Annotated in this window: 16 protein-coding genes and 1 pseudogene; 6 read left to right on the forward strand and 11 right to left on the reverse strand. The window is 65.6% G+C overall.

What is annotated here, in order from left to right; translation table 11 throughout:
* Positions 1-52: 52 nt before the first annotated feature.
* The 3 genes from C7402_RS40535 to C7402_RS40545 all read left to right on the forward strand — a co-directional run bounded on the left by C7402_RS40535 (position 53) and on the right by C7402_RS40545 (position 3,886).
* Positions 53-958 (forward strand): carbohydrate ABC transporter permease, encoded by a 906-nt coding sequence (locus tag C7402_RS40535; protein ID WP_112177246.1) that lies wholly within the window; start codon positions 53-55, stop codon positions 956-958.
* Between the two features lie 32 nt (positions 959-990).
* Entirely contained in the window at positions 991-1,842 is an 852-nt protein-coding gene (locus tag C7402_RS40540) for a carbohydrate ABC transporter permease (RefSeq protein ID WP_116614548.1), read from the forward strand.
* Between the two features lie 76 nt (positions 1,843-1,918).
* Complete coding sequence (locus C7402_RS40545) at positions 1,919-3,886, forward strand: beta-galactosidase (protein WP_116614549.1); 1,968 nt, start codon at positions 1,919-1,921, stop codon at positions 3,884-3,886.
* Positions 3,887-3,909: 23 nt separating this feature from the next.
* Here the strand turns inward: C7402_RS40545 and C7402_RS40550 are convergent, their stop codons facing one another.
* The 10 genes from C7402_RS40550 to C7402_RS40595 all read right to left on the reverse strand — a co-directional run bounded on the left by C7402_RS40550 (position 3,910) and on the right by C7402_RS40595 (position 14,506).
* Complete coding sequence (locus C7402_RS40550) at positions 3,910-4,368, reverse strand: cupin domain-containing protein (RefSeq protein WP_116614550.1); 459 nt, start codon at positions 4,366-4,368, stop codon at positions 3,910-3,912.
* 120 nt (positions 4,369-4,488) lie between these two features.
* Positions 4,489-5,562, reverse strand: coding sequence for a porin (locus C7402_RS40555; protein WP_112177270.1), 1,074 nt, complete (start codon positions 5,560-5,562; stop codon positions 4,489-4,491).
* Between the two features lie 433 nt (positions 5,563-5,995).
* On the reverse strand, positions 5,996-7,486 hold the full coding sequence (locus C7402_RS40560; protein WP_116614551.1) for an SH3 domain-containing C40 family peptidase: 1,491 nt from the start codon (positions 7,484-7,486) through the stop codon (positions 5,996-5,998).
* 157 nt (positions 7,487-7,643) lie between these two features.
* A complete protein-coding gene (locus C7402_RS40565) occupies positions 7,644-8,714 on the reverse strand; it encodes an ABC transporter substrate-binding protein (RefSeq protein ID WP_116614552.1) in 1,071 nt (356 codons plus the stop codon).
* Positions 8,715-8,726: 12 nt separating this feature from the next.
* Positions 8,727-9,863, reverse strand: coding sequence for an NAD(P)/FAD-dependent oxidoreductase (locus C7402_RS40570; protein WP_112177252.1), 1,137 nt, complete (start codon positions 9,861-9,863; stop codon positions 8,727-8,729).
* Positions 9,856-11,286, reverse strand: a complete 1,431-nt coding sequence (locus C7402_RS40575; protein ID WP_116614553.1) for an FAD/NAD(P)-dependent oxidoreductase — start codon at positions 11,284-11,286, stop codon at positions 9,856-9,858. The genes C7402_RS40570 and C7402_RS40575 overlap by 8 nt, the downstream gene beginning before the upstream one ends.
* Positions 11,283-11,612, reverse strand: coding sequence for a (2Fe-2S)-binding protein (locus tag C7402_RS40580; RefSeq protein ID WP_116614554.1), 330 nt, complete (start codon positions 11,610-11,612; stop codon positions 11,283-11,285). Before C7402_RS40580 ends, C7402_RS40575 begins: the two co-directional genes overlap by 4 nt.
* A 58-nt stretch (positions 11,613-11,670) precedes the next feature.
* Entirely contained in the window at positions 11,671-12,465 is a 795-nt protein-coding gene (locus C7402_RS40585; RefSeq protein WP_112177255.1) for an ABC transporter permease, read from the reverse strand.
* 27 nt (positions 12,466-12,492) lie between these two features.
* The gene (locus C7402_RS40590; RefSeq protein ID WP_112177271.1) at positions 12,493-13,353 is read right to left on the reverse strand and encodes an ABC transporter permease; all 861 of its coding nucleotides are present in this window, start codon (positions 13,351-13,353) and stop codon (positions 12,493-12,495) included.
* Positions 13,354-13,414: 61 nt separating this feature from the next.
* Complete coding sequence (locus C7402_RS40595; RefSeq protein WP_112177256.1) at positions 13,415-14,506, reverse strand: ABC transporter ATP-binding protein; 1,092 nt, start codon at positions 14,504-14,506, stop codon at positions 13,415-13,417.
* A 338-nt stretch (positions 14,507-14,844) separates the two neighbouring features.
* On the opposite strand from C7402_RS40595, the gene C7402_RS40600 reads away from it, so the two are divergent.
* Together C7402_RS40600 and C7402_RS40605 are read left to right on the forward strand one after the other, a co-directional pair.
* Positions 14,845-15,699: an IclR family transcriptional regulator gene (locus C7402_RS40600; protein WP_116614555.1), complete on the forward strand. Its 855-nt coding sequence runs from the start codon at positions 14,845-14,847 to the stop codon at positions 15,697-15,699.
* Positions 15,700-16,207: 508 nt separating this feature from the next.
* Positions 16,208-17,209: a GNAT family N-acetyltransferase gene (locus tag C7402_RS40605; RefSeq protein ID WP_116614556.1), complete on the forward strand. Its 1,002-nt coding sequence runs from the start codon at positions 16,208-16,210 to the stop codon at positions 17,207-17,209.
* A gap of 34 nt (positions 17,210-17,243) precedes the next feature.
* Here C7402_RS40605 and C7402_RS40610 read toward each other — a convergent pair whose 3' ends face one another.
* A complete protein-coding gene (locus C7402_RS40610; protein ID WP_116614557.1) occupies positions 17,244-18,434 on the reverse strand; it encodes a glycosyltransferase family 4 protein in 1,191 nt (396 codons plus the stop codon).
* A gap of 636 nt (positions 18,435-19,070) precedes the next feature.
* Between C7402_RS40610 and C7402_RS40615 the strand changes: the two are divergent.
* Positions 19,071-19,513, forward strand: a pseudogene (locus C7402_RS40615) (hopanoid biosynthesis associated radical SAM protein HpnJ); the annotation flags it as partial.

Consider the following 19,513-nt stretch of genomic DNA (forward strand, 5'->3'; position numbering starts at 1 on the left):
GGCGCATTGCGCCGCCCGTCGCGCCTCGTTCGAACACCGGCGAGGCTACTCCATGTCCGATACCCTGGCGCGCCCCATCGGGGCCGCGCGGCAGCGTCGCGCCTCCAGCGTGCGACGGCAGCAGAATCGCGCCGCGCTTTTCTTCCTGCTGCCGGGCTGCACGCTCTTTGCACTGTGCGTGGTCTACCCGATCTTCAGCAGCATTACGCTGAGCTTCTATAACTGGGACGGCATGACCGCGAAGACGTTCGTCGGTCTCGCCAACTATGTCGAGCTGTTTCACACCGACACGTTCTACACGGCGCTCAAGAACAACCTGCTGTGGCTCGTGCTGTTCCTGCTCGCGCCGCCGCTCGGGCTCGCGTTCGCGCTGTATCTGAACCAGCACGTGCGTGGCATCCGCATGGTGAAGTCGTTGTTCTTCGCACCGTTCGTGCTTTCGGGCGTGGTGGTTGGTCTCGTGTTTTCATGGTTCTATGATCCGACCTTCGGGCTCCTGAAGATGATTGTCGGCCACGGCATACCCGTGCTCGGGGACCCCAAGCTCGTGACCTACGGCATCATCTTCGCCGCGCTGTGGCCGCAAACGCCGTTCTGCATGGTGCTTTATCTCACGGGGCTCACGGCCATCAACCCCGAGATCGTGGAGGCCGCGCGCATGGAAGGCGCGAAGGGCTGGCGGCTGTTCTGGCACGTCGTGCTGCCGCAACTTCGCCCGGCCACGTTCATGGCCATCGTGCTCACGGTGATCGGCGCGCTGCGCAGCTTCGACCTGATCGCCGTGATGAGCGGCGGCGGCCCGTTCGACAGCTCAACCGTGCTTGCGTATTTCATGTACGACCAGGCGATCAAATACTACCGCGAAGGCTATTCCGCATCGATTGCCGTCGTGCTGTTCGCCATCATGCTCGTTTATATCGTGTTCCATCTGCGCCGCATGCTGCGCGAAGAACGCTGATCTTTTCGCCGATTTTCACGGAGTCGCCGCTCATGTATCCGCTTCCCGTCGATCGCTGGAAACCCGCGAATCGCGTGCTCTACAAGATTTCCCTGCCCCTCGCGCTCGTTATCTGGCTCTTGCCGATGCTCGCGGTGCTCGTCACCTCCATCCGTTCGACCGACGAATTGCAGCAGGGCGATTACTGGGGCTGGCCGAGGCACTTCGCGCTGCTGGAGAACTACGGCGCGGCGCTCACGCAAACGCCCATGCTCCATTACTTCGCGAACAGCGTGCTGATCACCGTGCCTTCGGTGATCGGCGCCATCGCGCTCGCTTCGATGGCGGGCTTCGCGCTCTCCACCTATCGCTTTCGCGGCAACACGGCCGTGTTGTTCGCGTTCGTCGCGGGCAATTTCGTGCCGATCCAGATTCTCATGATCCCGGTGCGCGACATGGCGCTGCGCTTTGGGCTCTACAACACGGTGTGGGCGCTCATCATCTTTCACGTGTCGTTCCAGACTGGCTTTTGCACGCTGTTCCTGCGCAACTTCATCAAGCAGTTGCCGTTCGAGTTGATCGAGGCGGCGCGCGTGGAGGGCGCGAGCGAGTGGGCCATCTACTGGCGCATCGTGCTGCCGCTCGTGCGGCCCGCGCTTGCCGCGCTCGGCATTCTCGTATTCACGTTCGTGTGGAACGACTACTTCTGGGCGCTGTGCCTCACGCAAGGCGACGACGCCGCGCCGATCACCGTGGGCGTGGCCGCGCTCAAAGGGCAGTGGACCACGGCGTGGAATCTCGTGGCGGCGGGCTCCGTGCTCGCGGCGCTGCCTTCGGTGCTGATGTTCTTCGCCATGCAGAAACATTTTGTCGCGGGGCTCACCTTCGGCGCCAGCAAGGGATGACCCGGCTGCGCGGCGCCGAAGGTTCTTTTTCCTCTCTTTCGTATTCCTGACGTTATTGCAAGGCGGATTGTCACTCATGCAAATCGGTGTCTGCTACTACCCCGAACAATGGCCGCGCACGATGTGGGCCGACGACGCGCGGCGCATGGCCGAACTCGGCATCACGCATGTGCGCATTGGCGAATTCGCCTGGAGCCGCATGGAGCCGCGCGCGGGCGTGTACACGTGGGACTGGCTTGACGACGCGATCGAAACGCTCGCGGCGCGCGGGCTCAAGGTCGTGCTCGGCACGCCGACGGCCGCGCCGCCGCGCTGGCTCGTGGACGCGATTCCCGACATGCTGGCCATGCGCGCGGACGGCACGCGCTGGAACTACGGTTCGCGCCGCCATTACGACATCGCGAGCGAAGCGTATCGCGCGCATTGCGTGCGCATTACCGAGGCGATGGCGCAGCGCTATGGCGCGCATCCCGCCGTGGTCGCATGGCAAACCGACAACGAACTGGGCTGCCACGACACCGTGCCGAGCTGGTCGCCCGCCGCGCAGCAGCGCTTCCAGGTCTGGCTCGCCGAGCGCTACGGCACGATCGAAGCGCTGAACGAGGCCTGGGGCAACGTGTTCTGGAGCATGGAATATCCCTCGTTCGAGGCGGTCGGGCTGCCGCTGCGCACGCCCACCGACGCGAACCCTGCGCATCACCTGGATTTTCGCCGCTACATGTCCGACGAAGTGGCGAGCTTTCATCGCGAGCAGGCGGACGTGCTGCGACGCCACGCGCCGAAAGCGGACATCCTGCACAACTTCATGGGCTTTTTCACGACCTTCGATCACTACCGGTTCGCAGCCGACAAGGCGATCGACGTGGCGACATGGGACAGTTATCCGATCGCCCGCACCGAAGTGATCGGCTTGCCGGAGGCGCAGAAGGCCCGCTATGCGCGCACGGCGCACCCCGATGTGTCGGCGTTCGATCACGACCGCTACCGGGCGATCGGCGGCGGACGCTTCTGGGTCATGGAGCAGCAGGCGGGGCCGGTGAACTGGGCGCCGTTCAATCCGGTGCCGGCGCCGGGCATGGTGCGCTTGTGGGCCTACGAGGCGTTTGCGCATGGGGCCGAGCTCGTGTCGTATTTCCGCTGGCGTCAGTGCCCCTATGCGCAGGAGCAGATGCATTCGGGCCTCAATCTGCCGAATAACGAGCTTTCGCCGGGCGGTCGCGAAGTGGAGCAGGCCGCGCGCGAGATCGCCGGGAGCGCCGCGCTACGCAACCTCGCGCCGGCGGGGCGCGCAAACGTGGCGCTCGTGTTCGACTACGAGACGCAGTGGATGTTCGAGATCCAGCGCCACGGCGCGAGCTTCGATTATCAGACGCTCGCATTCGACTACTACAGTGCGCTGCGCGAGCACGGGCTCGATGTCGATATCGTTTCGCGCCATGCGGATCTGTCCGCGTATCGGCTCGTGGTCGTGCCGTCGCTCGCCGTGATCGACGACGCCTTCGTCGCTCAAATCGAACGCAACGAAGGGCAATGGCTGTTCGGGCCGCGCAGCGGATCGAAAACGGAGCATTTCGCGATTCCCGGCGACTTGCCGCCCGGCGCGTTGCAACGCGTGCTGCCGTTGCAGGTGCTCGAAGCCGAGTCGTTGCGACCCACGCTCGCGCCGACGGTTGCGATCAACGGCGTGCAGGGCGCGGCGCAGCATTGGCGCGATCACGTGCGCGCCAATGGCGCCACGCGCGTGGAAGCCCAGTTCGATGACGGCTGGCCCGCTCTGCTGGCGCATGGCCGCGTGCGCTACGCCGCGGCATGGTTATCGCATGAACTGCATCTGGCCGTGTTCGGCGACGCGGCGCGTGCCGCGGGACTCGAAACGCAGCGCTTGCCCGAGGGCTTGCGCCTGAGCCGTCGCGGTGGACTGTGCTTTGCCTTCAACTTCGGCGAGCAACGCCTCCACGCGCCCGCGCCGGAAGGGGTGGATTTCGTGCTGGGCCAGCGCGAACTGGCCAGAGGCGAGGTTTGCGCGTGGCGCGAGAGCGCGTAGCGGCGCGTCTTCTCGCGGCGTAGTCACTTCGGAATTGGCTTCTTGATCGGGTCGTGCTCGCCGGCGATGGCGAACACGACGATCTGCGCAGGCTCCGTCGCGCTCGCGTTGCGCGCGAGGATGTGGTGCGCGCCGGGCGGCTCGTACCACGCCTCGCCTGGGCCGTAGGTGCGCGGCGGCGCGCCTTCGAGCTGCGATTCGATATGGCCGCGCGTGACGTAGGCGAAGATCGAGCCGGGATGCATGTGCGGGTCCGATGTCTGGCCGGGCGCGAACGTCACGGTTGCAATCAGCACGTTCTTGCCCACGGCCTCGGGCACCGCCTGTTTCAGCACGGGCTGGATCGTTTCACCGGAGGCATCGTGCGCGAGCACGGCTTGCGCCGCGAACAGCATGACGCCCGCGCCAATCCAGGCGCGAAGCGATGGCAGGCGGCGCGTGTGCTTCTGGCGCGGGATGTGGAGGTCGTGGCGCGGCGGCATGGTCGTTCCTTCTCTTGAGTGCGCCTTGATGGCGCGGCGGAACCCATGTTAGGCGCGCGAGCGCCGCGCCGAAATGACCAATCCCCCGGAATTTCAGGTAGCCACCGCGGCGCGGGCGCGTCAGAAGATGTGCCGCATGCCGAGGCTCACGCCCACAGTCGAACCCGCCACTTCATACAGGGCGTTGTTGATCGACAGGCCCGTATCCATGTGCCCGTGATTGTTGACGTAGCCGACCTGGCCGTAAAGCGTCGTGCGCTTGGAAAGAAAGAACTGCACGCCGCTCGACGCCATGATCGAGTGATTGTTGCTGTCGTTGCCGTCGCGCGTGTACCAGACGCCCGCGTCGACGTTGAGCCAGGGCATGACCATGTAGCTCAGGCCCCCGGAATACACGCTGTTGTCGAACGACTGCGAGACCTTGTAGAGCGCGTAGGAAGCCGAGATCGTGAGCGAATTCGCAAAGCGATAGCTCGCGCCGATGGTGCGCCCCACGAACTCCACCGTGCTCGGAATCGGCGTGGTCGCCGCGCTGCCGCCTGCGTTGCCGCTATAGAGCGCGCCGGTCAGCGTGAAGCCCGCGATGTGGTAGCGCAGGCTTGCCGAATACTGACGTCCCGCCTGGAAGTCGCCCGCCGCGCCGCCCATGGCGAACATGCCCGCCGCCTGGATGCCGGCGATCTCCGGCGACGTGTAGGTGAGCGCATTGCTGTTGAAGAGGCCGGTGACATAGACGTTGTCCACGTAGCTCACGAGACCGCTGCCGAAGTACGACATGCCGCGCGGGTCTGTCTGGTAGAGCGAGAGGAAAAACGGTGAGTACTGCAAACCGGCCTTGACCGTGCCGTAAGGGCTTTCCATGCCCACCCACGCCTGGCGGCCGAAGAAGTTGCCGTTGGAGTTGTTGAATTTGCCGTTGGCCATGCTGATGCCGCTTTCGAGCGCGAACATCGCGTGCAGGCCGCCACCCAGATCCTCGGTGCCGCGCATGCCGAAGTTCGATCCCGTCATGCCGCTGTCCGTGAAGGAAAACTGATGACCGGCGTTCTGGCCGGTCTGCATGTTCATCGTGTGGCTCGTATAGAGGAGGGAGCCGTCCACGATGCCGTACAGGGTGACGCTGCTCTGCGCGCTCGCGACACCCGCCGCGCCCATCAAGCCTGCCGCCGCGAGGCAGCGAGCCAGCCGTTTCATGCCCAGGTTGTCGCGTTGTAACATTTCGTCATCCTTAACGTTTTCTTTGGGTTGGGGTGGATAGTGAAAGTACGTTAGACGTGCGTGCTGCCGCTTCAGGCAATAAGAGGCCCGAGGCTCGCTCAGGAGCCGAGTATTTCAGGCACTGGAGGTATGGCGTTCAGGCGCGGCGTGCGCGCCGGGCGGGGCCCGCGCGGGGGCGCAGGAGCGTTGGCGAGCGCGGGGTCATCGTGGGCCTGCAAGGCATGAGCCGGATTGAATGCGCGTTCACCGATCGCTTCTCCACTGACGAGGGGTGTGCAACGTTGAAGGATTGCTACGTTCGATGGAGCGTATTTTGGTACGACCGTGCGGAATCTGTCATCCTGGGAGAAACGATCACATTCGCGCATCGATGCCATGCATGCGCTGCATGGACGCAAGCGCGCGGCATTCAGCCAGCCGGATTCTCTTCGTCCTGCGACGGCGCGCTGCCCGCGGGCGTGCCCAGAATGCTGATCTGGAAGGTCGGCGTGCCCGCGAGCGATTCGAGGCCCGGGTCTTCGGGGTAACTCAGGAGCAGCGGCAGAATGACCGAGCCGCCAATCACGGCGCGGCGGCTGTTGTCGGCCGGGCGCAGGCCCCACACGTCCTGGTAGACGAGCGGCACGGTCTTGCCGTCGCGCTCGGCGACGCCCAGGTAGAGCATGACGTGGCCGCCTATATAGATGAGCGTGCGCATGGGCGCGCCGTGCTGCACGAGCCAGTCGAGCCGCTCGGCCGGGGTGGACGCCGAGAGGTCGGTCATGACGCCCGCGCTCATCTGCGTGGACGAATGGCGCGGCAGCCACACGCCGAACGCCGCGAAAATGCTTTGCAGTTCGGCCGAGCAGTCGTTGTCGAAGTTCGTATTGCCCCAGCCGTAGGGGCGTCCGATCAGCGCTTTCATCAACTGCGCGAGATGGCGCGGCGTGGCGGTGAGCGGCGCGGGCACGATCGTGTCCGCATCGAGCGGCGCGGTGCGTATTGTGGCGCGGCCGTCCACGTCGCGCACCGGCACCACGACTTCGCGCGCACCGCGCAAAGGCAGCAGCGTGCCGGCCGGCGCGTCGAAGCGGAACACGCCGCCGCGGTCGCGCAGCGCGGCGGACGCCACGACCACGACGCCCAGCGACTGCTTCGCCGCCGCACGCCAGGCGGCGACGAATGCGTCGTCCACGCTCGCCACGCCGTCGCTGCGCACCCAGCCCTGCACATCAGGCGTTTGCACGTAGCGCCACGCGCCGTCCGCGCTCGTGCCGAGCACGTAAAGCGGCGTGCCGGGCCGCACCGCGCTCACCTGGAGGTTGTCGAAGGGGTAACCCTCGCCCGCAATACGATGCGAGTAGAACGACGGGTCGATGGTGGGCAATTCGCGCACGAGCAGCGGCGTCGTTGCAATCGCGCGGCGCGTGGCGTCGTAGGCGTTGGCCTGTTCGAACTGGTTGACGTTAGCGTTGCGCTCGATGGCGTCGATCCACGCCTTCGTGTGCGGCCGGAAATTCATGCCATAGCCGACGCGGCGTGGCGGCTTGCCGGTGTTGTCGAAGAGGGCGAGGCGGCGCGTTTGTAGCGCGGCGATGTCGCTGCCGCCGTCCCGATACACATGCTGCTCGATAAACGCGCGATTCCATGGCGAGGGATCATGCGGACCCGCACCGAAATAGCGTGCGAAGAGGGCGTCGAATTGCGCGCGCTGGACTTCAGGGGAAAGGAAGGGCGTGTCGTAGGCCGCGCCTGCCGGATCGATCCAGCGATCGACGTTCTGGTCGTAGTGCTCGATCGGGAACAGCGCGACCGTGTCGGGCGGCAGCGCGTTTGCCGCTTGCGTGTGCGAGGCCGGACCGGTTGCGCAACCCGGCAGCACGCACGCGGCGGCGATGGTCAACGCGGCCAGCGTGCGCATGCGGGCGCGCGGAGCCCGTGTGGAAACCGGAAGGCGAGCGAAAGAATCGAGGGCGGGGCGCATGAACGAGGGTGCGGAGCGACAACCCGTGGATCATACAGGAGCCACCGCCCGCGCCGGTTGCGCCAACGCCCGGTCGTGGCGCGAAGCTGCGCGCTTATTGCTCGATCTGCCGGTTCCAGCGCGAGTCCCATTGCGCGCGGTGCTCGTTGATCACGTCCCAGTCCACCACCGTCACCTTCTTCACGAGCTGGTCGAGGTTGCCGAGGCTCTTTTGCATGTCCAGCGGCATGGTCGCGTTCTGGTTGGTCGGGATCTGCTTGCCCGCTGCCGCCGCCTTGCTTTGCGCGGGCGCCGAGAGGAAGAATTGCGCGAGCTTTTGCGCGAGCTGCGGGTCGGGGTTGTTCTTCACGACGCACAGGTCGACGAGCAGCAGCACGGCGCCTTCCTTCGGGTTCGCATAGGCCACGGGCAGGCCCTTGTCCTTCAGGTCGCCAACGGCCGTGGGCGTGAGCGGGAAGAGACCGGCCTCGCCGGTCTGGATCATCTCCGAAAGCTTGGCCGAGTTCGGAATATATTCGACCACGTTCGGGCCCACCGTGCTGCCCCACTTCGTGAAGCCGGGCTCGACGTTGGTCTCGCTGCCGCCCATCAGGCGGTTGATGGCGAGAAAGCCGTGCAGGCCGAAGGTGCTGCTGGAGGCCGACTGGAACACCACCTTGCCCTTGTACTTGGGATTGGCGAAGTCGAGCCACGAGGTGGGCGGCGCCCAGCCTTTTTCGGCGAACACCTTGGTGTTGTAGCCAATGCCGGTCATGCCGAGCTGCACGCCCGCGCCCATGTCCCCCTTCATGCGGGCGAACGGGTAAAGCTCCTTGAGCACCGGCGAATCGTCGAGCTTCTCGCACACCCCCATGCTCACCGCGCGAGCCATTACGCCGTCGTCGAGGAAGGCCACGTGGATCTGCGGGCTGTTGCGGTTGGCGAGCAGCTTCGCGAGCACGTCGGAGGAGGTGCCGGGCACGACCACCACCTTCACGTTGTTGGCCTTTTCGAAGTCGGGCAGGACCTGGCTCGTATAGGCCTTCTCCATCGGGCCGCCGTTCATGCCGACGTAGATCGTTTTCGTTTGCGACCAGGCGGCAGTCGAGCAGCCGAAAGCGACGAGTGCAGCCAGCGAGGCGAGTGTGCGTGTGCTTTTGCGTGTGCTTGTGCGTGTGATTCTCATCGTGGGGACTCCTTATTTGATGGGGAGAGCGGCATGAACGGGAGACTGCGTGAAGCGGCCGATCGCGAACGCTTCGATAGGCGTGCTCGTCGCGCCTTCGGTGACGAGTTCGGCCAGCACTTCGCCCACGCCGGGCGCAAGCAGAAAGCCGCCGCCGGAGAAACCGAAGGCGTGCAGCAGGCGCGGCGTGGTCTGACTGAAGCCGATGATGGGGTTGCTGTCCGGCGTTTCGCCTTCCACGCCGCTCCATGTGCGAATGAGGAGCGCGTCGCGCAGGCCGGGCAGCAGCGCGCAGGCGTCGCGCATGACGGCGCGCGTGGTGGCGGTGGAGGGCTGCGCGTATTCGCCGTCGCCGTGTCCGCGCCCGCCGCCGATCACGCAGTTGCCGCGTTCCACCTGGCGCGCATAGACGCCGCCGCCATACACGCCCAGGTTGTGCTGGATGAAGCGCGGTAGCGGTTCGGTCACCCACATGTTCGGATAGATCGGCTTCATCGGCACGGTTTCGCCGAATGCGCCCGCCACCGTATTGGCCCATGCGCCCGACGAGTTGATGAGCCAGTCGGCGCTCACGCGCGCGTCGCCCGCGCGCATCTGGAAGCGGCGGCCGTCGAAGCTCAGTTCGCTGAGCGCGGTTTGTTCCTGCACGTGCGCACCCGCGCGCCGTGCCGCCGCAGCGAAGCCGGGCGAAACGAGGCGCGGATTCGCATGGCCGTCGCTCGCGCAGAGCGCCCCGCCAATGGCGGCACGCCCGAGCCATGGGTAGCGGCGGCGAAACGCTTCACCGCTCATGACCTGCGATTGCACGCCGTAGTCGCTCGCCATTGCGGACCACGCGTGCAGCGCCTCGATGTCGCTGTCGCGGCGCGCGAGGCGCAAGTGCCCTGAAACGACGAATTCACCGTCGATGCCGATCAGTTCGGGCAAGCGGTTCCACACGCGCCGCGCGCGCACCGCGAGCGGCAGTTGCTCGGCGCTGCGGCCGTGAGTGCGCACGCCGCCGTAGTTCACGCCGCTTGCCTGCGCGCCGCAAAAGCGCCGCTCGAACAAGCCGACGCTCACGCCCTGGCGTGCGAGCGCAAGCGCCGCCGACGCGCCCACCAGGCCGCCGCCCGCGATCACCACCTGAAAATGGCGCGTATCACTCATCGTGGGCTTCCTCTTCGACCACCTGCACGCCGTCTTCGAACAACATCGGCGAGATCGGAATGGGTTTGATGGGCGCCTGGCTGCGCAGACGTCCCACTTCGTGCAACGGCTTGCCGGTCTCCGCGCTCAGGAGCGCCACGGCCGATTCGCCGCACATGCGCCCCTGGCACCGCCCCATGCCGATGCGCGTGAGCGCCTTCAGGCGATTGAGCTCGGTGGCGAAACCGTTGCGTATGCAACTACGCAGCGTGCCCGCATCGACTTCCTCGCATCGGCAGACGATCATGTTGTCGGGCCAACTGGCGGCGCAGTTGGCGGGCGGTGCGAAGGCCTGCTCGATGCCTGCGCGAAAGCGCGCAATGCGCTCGAGCTGCTTTTCGAGGGCTGCGGCGTCGGGGGCATTGGTATCGCGCGGAGGCTCGATGCCAAGGTCTTCCAGCACCGCGAGCGCGGCGCGGCGGCCCGCGAGTTCGGCGGCGTCGGCGCCCGCGATGCCCGCGCCGTCGCCTGCCAGGTAGACGCCTTCAACCGAACTGCGGCCCGCCGCATCGCGCGCGGGCAGCCAGCAGCGATTGAGCGTGTCGAAGGCGAAGCGGCAGCCCGCGAGATCGGCGAGCTGGGTTTCCGGGCGCAAGCCGTAGCCAAGGCCCACGGCGTCGCACGCGATCGCGTGCCCCTTGCCGTCGGCCGAGCGCCAGCGGACGTATTCCACGGCCTGCTCGCCGTCGACGCCCGCGAGGGTGACGCCGTGCTCGATGCGTACGCCATGCGCCTTGAGCCACGCGACGTAATACATGCCCTTGGCCAAGGTGCCCGGCTGGTTGAGCAGCTTCGGCGCGGCGGCGGCCTGGCGCGCGAACGGGCTCGTGTCGAGCACGGCGGCCACTTGTGCGCCCGCTTTCGCGTACTGGTAAGCGACCAGATAGAGCAGCGGCCCGGTGCCCGCGAACACGGTGCGCGCGCCGATGGCGCAGCCCTGCGCCTTGAGCGCGACCTGCGCGCCGCCGGGCGTATACACGCCTGGCAGCGTCCAGCCAGGCAGCGGCACGATGCGGTCGGTCGCGCCGCTCGCGATAAGCAGATGCGACCAGGGCACGCTCGCTTCGCGGCCTTCGCACAAGGTGTCGAGCCGCCCCGGCTCGCACGACCATGCGAGCGTGTCGGGGCGGTAGTCGATTCTCGGCAGAAGATCGGCCATGGCGTTGTGCACGGCGTCGGCCTTCTTCGCTTCGAAGCCGTAAAGCGTGGCTTTCGATCGCGCGAAGCCCGCGCCCGCAGCGGGCTGGCGGTAGATCTGGCCGCCCCAGCGCGCGTTTTCGTCGATCACGGTGGGGCGCAGGCCCGCGGCCACGAGCGTTTGCGCGGCGCGGATGCCCGCCGGCCCCGCGCCCACGATGACGATGCGAGTCGGTGTCGCGTTCATTGCGCACCGCCTTCGGCATCCGTGCCGAAGCGCGTACGCACGCGCATGCCTTCGCGTAGCGGCGTCGAGCAGGCGCGCAGGCGCGTGCCGTCCTCGCTGCGCACCCAGCAGTCCTGGCACGCGCCGATCAGGCAGAAGCCCGCGCGCGGCGCGCCGCTGAATTCGCTGCGGCGCACGTGGCGCTGCTGCGTGAGGATGGCGGTGAGTAGCGTGTCGCCCGCGAGCGCCTCGACTTCAACGCCGTCGAGAACGAAGGTGACGCTCGCGCGCGCGGTCTCGGCAACGCGGACGAACTGGGCAAGGGGATGCGGCGTGATGGTGCTCATGAGAAGTCGGTTGCCTGGCAGCGTGATTCGAACTTTCGAAAGGGAGGCGGGGCGGCGTTCAGTGCTGCCCGATCAGGATGCGGTTCAGGCCGTACACGCGATCGAGCAGCAGCATCGCGCCCGCCGTGATGAAGATCACGAGCGCGGAGACGGAGGCCATCATCGGGTCGATCGATTCGGTCGCGTACATGTACATGCGCACGGGCAGCGTGACGGTTTGCGGCGAAGTCACGAAGATCGACATCGTCAGTTCATCGAAGCTGTTGATGAACGCGAGCAGCCAGCCGCCGGTGATGCCTGGCACGATCATCGGCAGCGTGACGCGGCGGAAGGTGGTCCACGCGTTCGCGCCGAGCGAAGCGGCCGCATGCTCGATGCTGCGGTCGAGGCCGCTGACCGAGGCGAGCACGAGCCGCATGACGAACGGCGTGATGATGATCATGTGCGCGAGAATCAGCCACGCGAACGAGCCGGTTGCGCCGATCAGCGCGAAGAAACGCAGCAAGGCGATGCCGAGCACGAGCCCCGGAATCACGAGCGGCGAGAGCAGCAGCGCGCTGAGAAAGCCGCGGCCCGGAAAGCGCGCGCGGCCGATCGCGAGTCCCGCGGGCAGCGCGACGACGAGCGAGAGCGTGGCGGAGGCGAACGCGAGCTTGAGGCTGTTGAAGAACGCGCTGATGAAGTCCGGGTAGTCGAGAATCGCGCGGAACCAGCGCAGCGAGAGGCCGTGCGTGGGCAGCGTCAAGGTTTCGTCGGGCGTGAAGGCCACGAGAATGACGATGACGAGCGGCGCCAGCACGAACAGGATGACGAAGCTGTGGAACGTGAGAGCGAGCGGTCCGTTTTTACGCATGATGTGTTTTCCTGGCGATGCCGCGCATTAGCCCATGCTGCGCGCGTAGCGGCGCTCGAGCACGCGATAGTAGGTGAGCATCACGATCAGATTGGCCACGAGCAGGAGTACGGCGATCGTCGCGCCGAGCGGCCAGTTCATCGAGCTCAGGAACTGGTCGTACACGGCCGTGGCCGCGACTTTCAGGCGGCGGCCGCCCAGCAGGCCCGGAATCGCGAAAGCGCTCGCGGAGAGGCCGAACACCATGAGGCTGCCCGAGAGAATGCCGGGCATGAGTTGCGGCAGCACGATGCGGCGCAGGGTGATGAAGGGCGAGGCCATCAGCGAGAGCGCCGCGTTCTCGGTTTGCGGGTCGAGGCGTTGCAGCGCGGTCCACACCGGAATCACCATGAACGGCAGCATGACGTGCACGAGCGCGATGACGATGGCGAAGGTCGTGTATTCGAGCTTGAAGGGGCCCGCGCCGAACAGGCCGAAGAACTGGTTGACGAGGCCGTTCATGTTGAGCAGCATGCTCCAGCCGAACGCGCGCACCACCACGGAAACGAGCAATGGCGCGAGGATCGCGAGCAGAAAGAGCGAGCGCCACGGGTCGCGCATGCGCGAAAGGATATAGGCCTCGGGCGTGCCGATCACGACGCACAGCAGCGTAGTGAGCGCGGCAATGCCGAAGGTGCGCGCAAAGATCGTATGAAAGTACGACGAGCCCAGCACTTCTATGTAGTTATGCAGATCGAATGCGGCAATCGGTCCGCTCGACGGATCGAAGCGGTAGAACGTGAGCGCGAACGTCATGCCGAGCGGCACGAGCACGAGCGCCGAGAACAGCAGCAGCGCGGGGGCGCTCATGAGCCACAGCGGCAGGTAAGCCTGCCAGCCTGCGCGCATCGCCGTGCGCGCGGCGCGCTGCGGGGCGGGTTGCGGCGAAGGTTTGGAAGCGGGCAGCGAGCTAGACACGGGCGCCCTCCTGCGGGATGAAGCGGATCGCGTCGCTATGCCAGTCGATGCCCACCTGGTCGCCTTCGGCAAGCGGCTCCCGGCCTTCGTTCTGGCAGCACACGAGCATTTCGCCCGCGCGGCTGTCGAGCCGGTAAAGCCACTGGCTGCCTAGGAAGAAGCGGCTCGTCACGCGGCCCGCAAGGCGCCCCGCGCCGTGCGCGCACAGCTTGAGCTTTTCGGGGCGGATGCACAGCGTGATCGCGTCGCCCACATCCACGGCGCGAGCGTGCCCGGACAGTTGCGCCGTCGAGCCCGTTTCCGCGAGATCGTTGCCGAGGTCCACGCGTATCGTGTCGCCCTCGCGCGCGACGATGCGGCCCGCGAGCATGTTGGCCTTGCCGATGAAGCGCGAGACGAAATCGTTTTCGGGCCGCTCGTACGCGCGATACGGCGTGTCGACCTGAGTGATGCGGCCGTTCTCCATCACGACCACGCGGTCGCTGATCGAAAGCGCTTCGGACTGGTCGTGCGTCACCATCAAGGTGGTCGTGCCGATCTTGCGCTGAATGGCGCGCAATTCGAACTGCATGTCTTCGCGCAGCTTGGCGTCGAGATTGGACATCGGCTCGTCGAGCAGCAGTACGGGCGGCGCGATCACGATGGCGCGCGCGATCGCCACACGCTGGCGCTGGCCGCCTGAAAGCTCGCGCGGAAAGCGGTGCGCGTAGGCGTCGAGGCGCACGAGCGCAAGCGCCTCGCGAATGCGCTCCTTGCGCTCGCTCTTGTCGACGCCGCGCATTTCGAGGCCGAAGCTCACGTTCTGCTCCACGCTCATGTGCGGGAACAGCGCATAGCTCTGGAACACGATGCCGAGGCCGCGCTTGTTCGGCGGCATGTGGGTGATGTCGCGGCCGTCGAGCGTGATGCGGCCGCGCGTGGTTTCCACGAAGCCCGCGATCATTTGCAGCGTCGTGGTCTTGCCGCAACCCGAGGGGCCGAGCAGCGAGACGAACTCGCCTTTTTCCACCGAGAGATTGACGCCGGTGACCGCTTGCAGGTCGCCGAACGATTTCGATACATCGGTCAGGGTGAGGAACGACATGGTCTGGTCTTCCAGTGCATTGAGTGCGCTTCGCATCCGTTGAATCGGTTGCATTGCCTGAAAGCGACTCTAGCTAGCCAAATTTTTGGTCGTCAATTTAAAATTCCATCGAGCGATAGAAATCTGGCATATATTCCGATTAATGGAATGCATAGCGGAATCCATGCTTGAACTATTTCATCAGGCGATCCTCGGGAAATCCCTGAATGCGTTCAGCGCCGTACGGTCGTTGTATGGGCGGCGCATGCCGGCGCCCGGCTTCGGCCCACGCGCCTGGCCGTATAAGCTTTCGGCGGGTATTCCGCTGAATGGAATAAATCGAGGGAAACATGGCGGCAATGGAAGAGAAAAGTGGAAGCCAGGGCGACGACGCGCGCGGCGCGGGCGTCTTGCAGCGCGCGTTCGCGTTGATCCGCGCGCTCGGTGAAAGCCAGGCGGAAGGCAGCCGAGTGACGGCGCTCGCCAAGGCCGTGGGTCTCACGCAGGCCACCGTGCATCGGCTCTTGCAGGGGTTGATCGCCGAAGGCGTGGTCGAGCAGGACGAAGGCACGAAACGCTATCGCCTGAGCGTGGACTTTTTCGCGCTCGCGGCGCAGGCGGGCAACCCGAGCGGCATGCGCACGTTGTGCCGTCCCGCGCTGCTGCGCCTGTGCGCAAGCCTTGGCGACACGATTTTCCTGCTCGTGAAAAGCAGCTTCGACGCCGTGTGTCTCGACATGTGCGAAGGGCCGTTTCCAATCCGCTCGTTCACGGGTGACATTGGCGGGCGCGTCGCGCTGGGCGTGGGGCAGGGGAGCCTGGCGATTCTGGCGTTCCAGCCCGAGGCGGAGCGCGAGGAGATCATTCGCTTCAACGTGCCGCGCCTGCGCAGCTACGGCGTGCTGGACGAGGTGTACCTGCGCACGGAGATCGAGCGCGTGCGCAAGCTCGGCTACGCCGGGCGCAATACCGGTGTGCTGGAGGGCATGGCGGGCGTGGCCGTGCCGATTCTCGACCGCACCGGCTGCGCGGTGGGCGCGCTGAGCGTGGGCACGCTGGCCGCGCGGCTGACCGAGGACCGGCTGCCCACCATCGTCGAATTGCTCAGGCGCCAGGCGGAACTCATCGGGCCGCAGACGAATCCGTTCGACGTGGCGGTGCGCCGTCCCATGCATGGCCTCACGCGCGCTATGACGACGCAACCGTTGGCGTGAGCCGCGCGCGATCGTGAGGGGCTCGTTAGAACGGATTCCTGACTAAATCGCGGAATCGATGTTGATTCGCGTTCGCAGGGCGCCTGGCGAGTTTCCCGGTTCGTCGCGGGCATGTTGCATTGCGCAATCCACGAGTATGTTCGGACGAAAATCGGCTGTGGGGTGTTGTCATCCGCATACGGCTTGGTTTTGGCGTAAACGGCCGGGACGCTGTTCGTAGACTGGAGTCGGTGTGCTGACGGCAGTTTGCCGAGGTGGACTTTTGCGGTCCATCACAGCGCGAGCGACGAACCCGAAACAAGCGTGGAAGCGCATGCAGCGCCGTGTGACTGCGCAAGCACCCGGCAATCGGGATAACAGGGAATAACACCGCCGCGTGAACTGTCGTATCGGGTACACACGCCGTTGCCATGTCGAAGAGAAGCCATTGAGGAGCGTGGGCGCTGGGGGAAAGTGGGAGCGCGTGCTGGATCCCGCGGCGCTTGCAGTGAGAAAAGACCGGTGACCGATGACGACCATAAACGACCGGACGTTGCCCGTTGTTGAGCGACCGGCAGGCACGTTTGCGCCGGCGCCCGCTCGCGCGGCGCATTCGATCTTCCATGAGCGATGGTGGCTCGATATCGCCACGCAAGGCGACTGGAAGCTTGCCGCGGTAAGGCAGAACGACGAGATCGTTGGCGAGATGCCGTACGCGATCTGGCGCACGCGCCTATGGCGTATTTCGCATCTGCCGCCGCTCACGCGCACGCTCGGTCCAGTGATCCAGCCGGTGACTGGCAGCGAGGCCCGCCAGCGGCATCACACGCTCGATGTCACCGCGCAGCTCATCGATCAGTTGCCCGAGTGTGACAGCTTTTTCCAGGTGCTCGACCCGAGCGTGGACGATGCGCTCGCCTTCGCGCTGCACGGCTTCACGGTGTCGGCGCGCTACACGTTCCGCATTGACGCGCGCACGACGGCCGACGAAGCGTGGTCTCGTTTGAACAGCAAGACACGCAATGTGATCCGCAGCGCTTCGCGTGAATTGACGATCCTGCCGGACCTCTCGCCCGACGAATTCCTGGCGTTCTATGACGCGAATCTCGCCGCGCGCTCGCGCACCAATGCCTATGGGGATGCCGTCATGCGCCAGCTCGTCAACGCATTCGTCGAGCGCAATGCGGGCACGCTGATGGGCGCGTACGGGACGGACGGGAAGCTCGTCGCCGCGGTCGGGCTCGTGTGGGACCATCGGGCGATGTATTACCTGCTGTCGTCAAGGGTGCGGGACGCGCACTGCGGCTCCATCAGTCTCTTGCTGTGGACCGCCATTATCCGCGCGCTGGAGCGCAGGCTCACGTTCGACTTCGACGGCTTTTCGAGCCCATCTACGTTCAGCTTTCTCAACGGCTTCGGCGCGACGCTCACGCAGCGCCTGGGCGTTGAGCGGCAGCGCACCGTGTATCTGTTGACGCGCACGCTCAAGCGCCGGCTCGCGCCGGCACGCGTATTCGCCCCCAATCTATAAGACCTTGAAAGCCTGGTGGATTACAGACTGCGAACTAAACGAGTTCGTGTTGCGCGGGGTCGCGCGCATTGCGCGTCGTGACCTCGGCCAGTTCCAGCGCGCTCGATGCGAACAGCACCGGCGTCCAGCGCCGGATGGCGGATTGCGCGCCCGCCGCGAAGCGCTCGCGCAGCGCCGGTTCGCCGCCCAGTTGGCCGATGCGCTGCGCGAGCGTCGAGACATCGCGCGGCTCCACGACGAAGCCGTTCACGCCGTCGATCACCACTTCGCCGGCCACGCCGCAGGTGCGCGTGACGATGGCGGGGCACCCGGCCGCGAATGCTTCGTTCACGCACAGACCCCATTGATCGAATTCGCTCGCCAGCACGATGAACTCGGCTAGCGCGTAGAGATTCGGCATCTCCTGGTTGGCGAGGGAGTTGAGTATCGTCACGTGCGCCGTGAGCCCGAGCGAGGCGATACGCTCGCGCAATTGCGCTTCGAGCGGCCCCTGGCCGACCAGCACGAGGCCGATATTCTGCTTGTACACGCCCGATTTGCGGTAAGCGTCGATCAGCACGTCGACGTTCTTGCGCGCGACGAAGCGGCTCACGCATAGCAGGTAGCGCTGCGGCAGGCCGAAGCGCGAGCGCACCGCCGCGGGATTGCTGCACGCGGTTTGCGCCAGGCGCGAGAAGTAGTCGACGTCGATCACGTCGAAGCCGATGCGCGAGCGCTCCTGCGGAATGCCGAGCGACTGCGCATAGCGGCGATGCTTCTCGCCCGCGACGAGCGCCCCGTCGAAGCGGCTCACGACGAAGCGTTTGAGACGCTCCTTGGCGCGCTGGCGCAGGCCGTCGTCCGCTTTGGAGTCCGACATGTAGATGAGCTTGAAACGCCGCGTGATGTGCCTGAGCACGCATAACACCGTCGAATAGCCGGTGTTGTAGCCTAGCGTGATGACCACGTCGGGCATGAAGCCGCGTACCTTCGCAATAAGGCGGGCCGTGCCGCGCGCGCCGAGGCCGTCGCTGTCGGCGCCGTCCTCCACCAGCGTTTCCGCGAGGTGCGGGCGGTTCGCGAAGAAGGCGGCGCGGCGCTCCTGCGGGAAGCCGTACACGCCGGAGCGCGCGAAGACTTCGAGCAGCGCCACTTCGTGGCCGCGACCGGAGGCCGCGCTGACGAGAGCCTCATAGCGAGGGACGTGATAGTCGCCCAGGTTGCCAATGACGAAGAGGATGCGCATGGACAATGACGGCTCACCGTGGAATGGGCCGCGCACCGCGCCGGTGCGTGACCGCGTTATTCGCGACAGTCGTCGTAACCTGCCGGGCAGCGTTCGCTGCGCCACGCCGCCCGCGCATTCGCGGCGGGGAACCGCAGTCTCGCCATTTGGAGCATGCTAACCCGAGCGTGCCGGGTTTTTACGCATTGTCGGGGATCAGCGAACACTTGTCCGATATGGCGGGAGCCGCCGGAAACCCGAAACTGCCCGGCCAGGGTTTCGTCGGAGGAATGAGAAATGCTTATCCCCGGGCATGGCGGTGTGTTGTGCCGGGTTGTGGGTTGGGTCGAATGCGGCAGTGCACGAAAAATTGTCACATCGACCGTTCAGACTTGAGGGTTCGGATGTTTCGATACGTGGGTAGCGTGGAAAACGCTTAAGCTTTTCATCAGTTTCCAGGCCTATCATCAATAAGATTTACCGGTGCAGCCTTTAGCCTTCAAATCGATAACAAACATGCGAACCAGAATGGCAATCGAATGGAATGCGTAATGGTTCGGAAGTGGGTTTGCAAGCAGATCTGGAAGCTTTGAATGCCGGCAAGGCGCACCACATGGCAACCCATGTTTCACCACACTGCGCGGACAATCGAGCAATATGAAAACGCTGTTTCTACAGGCCCCGTCGTATGACGGCTTCGACGGTGGCGCGGGCTCGCGCTACCAGGCAAAGCGCGAGATCCGCTCGTTCTGGTATCCCACCTGGCTTGCACAGCCCGCGGCCCTCGTGCCGGGCAGCCGCGTGCTCGACGCGCCGGCCGACGGCATTGGCGTGGAAGAGACGCTGAAGATCGCGAGCGAATACGACCTCGTCATCATCCACACGAGCACGCCGTCGTTCCCGACCGACGCGCTTTTCTGCGAAGACCTCAAGAAGCGAAAGCCGTCCGTCATGATCGGTCTGGTGGGCGCGAAGGTGCAGGTCGATCCGCACAATTCGCTCACTGCAAGCGAGGCCATCGACTTCGTCTGCCGCGAGGAATTCGACTTCACCTGCAAGGAAATTGCCGAGGGCATGCCGCTCGCCCAGGTCAAGGGCAT

The sequence above is a fragment of the Paraburkholderia unamae genome (assembly GCF_003096875.1).
In the GTDB taxonomy this organism is placed as follows: Bacteria; Pseudomonadota; Gammaproteobacteria; order Burkholderiales; family Burkholderiaceae; genus Paraburkholderia; species Paraburkholderia unamae.

Coding starts and splice junctions, on each gene's coding strand:
- C7402_RS40580 (WP_116614554.1), bottom strand. CDS start 11,612: ATGAGCACCATCACGCCGCATCCCCTTGCCCAGTTCGTCCGCGTTGCC.
- C7402_RS40600 (WP_116614555.1), top strand. CDS start 14,845: ATGGAAGAGAAAAGTGGAAGCCAGGGCGACGACGCGCGCGGCGCGGGC.
- C7402_RS40550 (WP_116614550.1), bottom strand. CDS start 4,368: ATGCCGCCGCGCCACGACCTCCACATCCCGCGCCAGAAGCACACGCGC.
- C7402_RS40610 (WP_116614557.1), bottom strand. CDS start 18,434: ATGCGCATCCTCTTCGTCATTGGCAACCTGGGCGACTATCACGTCCCT.
- C7402_RS40535 (WP_112177246.1), top strand. CDS start 53: ATGTCCGATACCCTGGCGCGCCCCATCGGGGCCGCGCGGCAGCGTCGC.
- C7402_RS40605 (WP_116614556.1), top strand. CDS start 16,208: ATGACGACCATAAACGACCGGACGTTGCCCGTTGTTGAGCGACCGGCA.
- C7402_RS40575 (WP_116614553.1), bottom strand. CDS start 11,286: ATGAACGCGACACCGACTCGCATCGTCATCGTGGGCGCGGGGCCGGCG.
- C7402_RS40590 (WP_112177271.1), bottom strand. CDS start 13,353: ATGCGCGCAGGCTGGCAGGCTTACCTGCCGCTGTGGCTCATGAGCGCC.
- C7402_RS40540 (WP_116614548.1), top strand. CDS start 991: ATGTATCCGCTTCCCGTCGATCGCTGGAAACCCGCGAATCGCGTGCTC.
- C7402_RS40570 (WP_112177252.1), bottom strand. CDS start 9,863: ATGAGTGATACGCGCCATTTTCAGGTGGTGATCGCGGGCGGCGGCCTG.
- C7402_RS40555 (WP_112177270.1), bottom strand. CDS start 5,562: ATGAAACGGCTGGCTCGCTGCCTCGCGGCGGCAGGCTTGATGGGCGCG.
- C7402_RS40585 (WP_112177255.1), bottom strand. CDS start 12,465: ATGCGTAAAAACGGACCGCTCGCTCTCACGTTCCACAGCTTCGTCATC.
- C7402_RS40560 (WP_116614551.1), bottom strand. CDS start 7,486: ATGCGCACGCTGGCCGCGTTGACCATCGCCGCCGCGTGCGTGCTGCCG.
- C7402_RS40595 (WP_112177256.1), bottom strand. CDS start 14,506: ATGTCGTTCCTCACCCTGACCGATGTATCGAAATCGTTCGGCGACCTG.
- C7402_RS40545 (WP_116614549.1), top strand. CDS start 1,919: ATGCAAATCGGTGTCTGCTACTACCCCGAACAATGGCCGCGCACGATG.
- C7402_RS40565 (WP_116614552.1), bottom strand. CDS start 8,714: ATGAGAATCACACGCACAAGCACACGCAAAAGCACACGCACACTCGCC.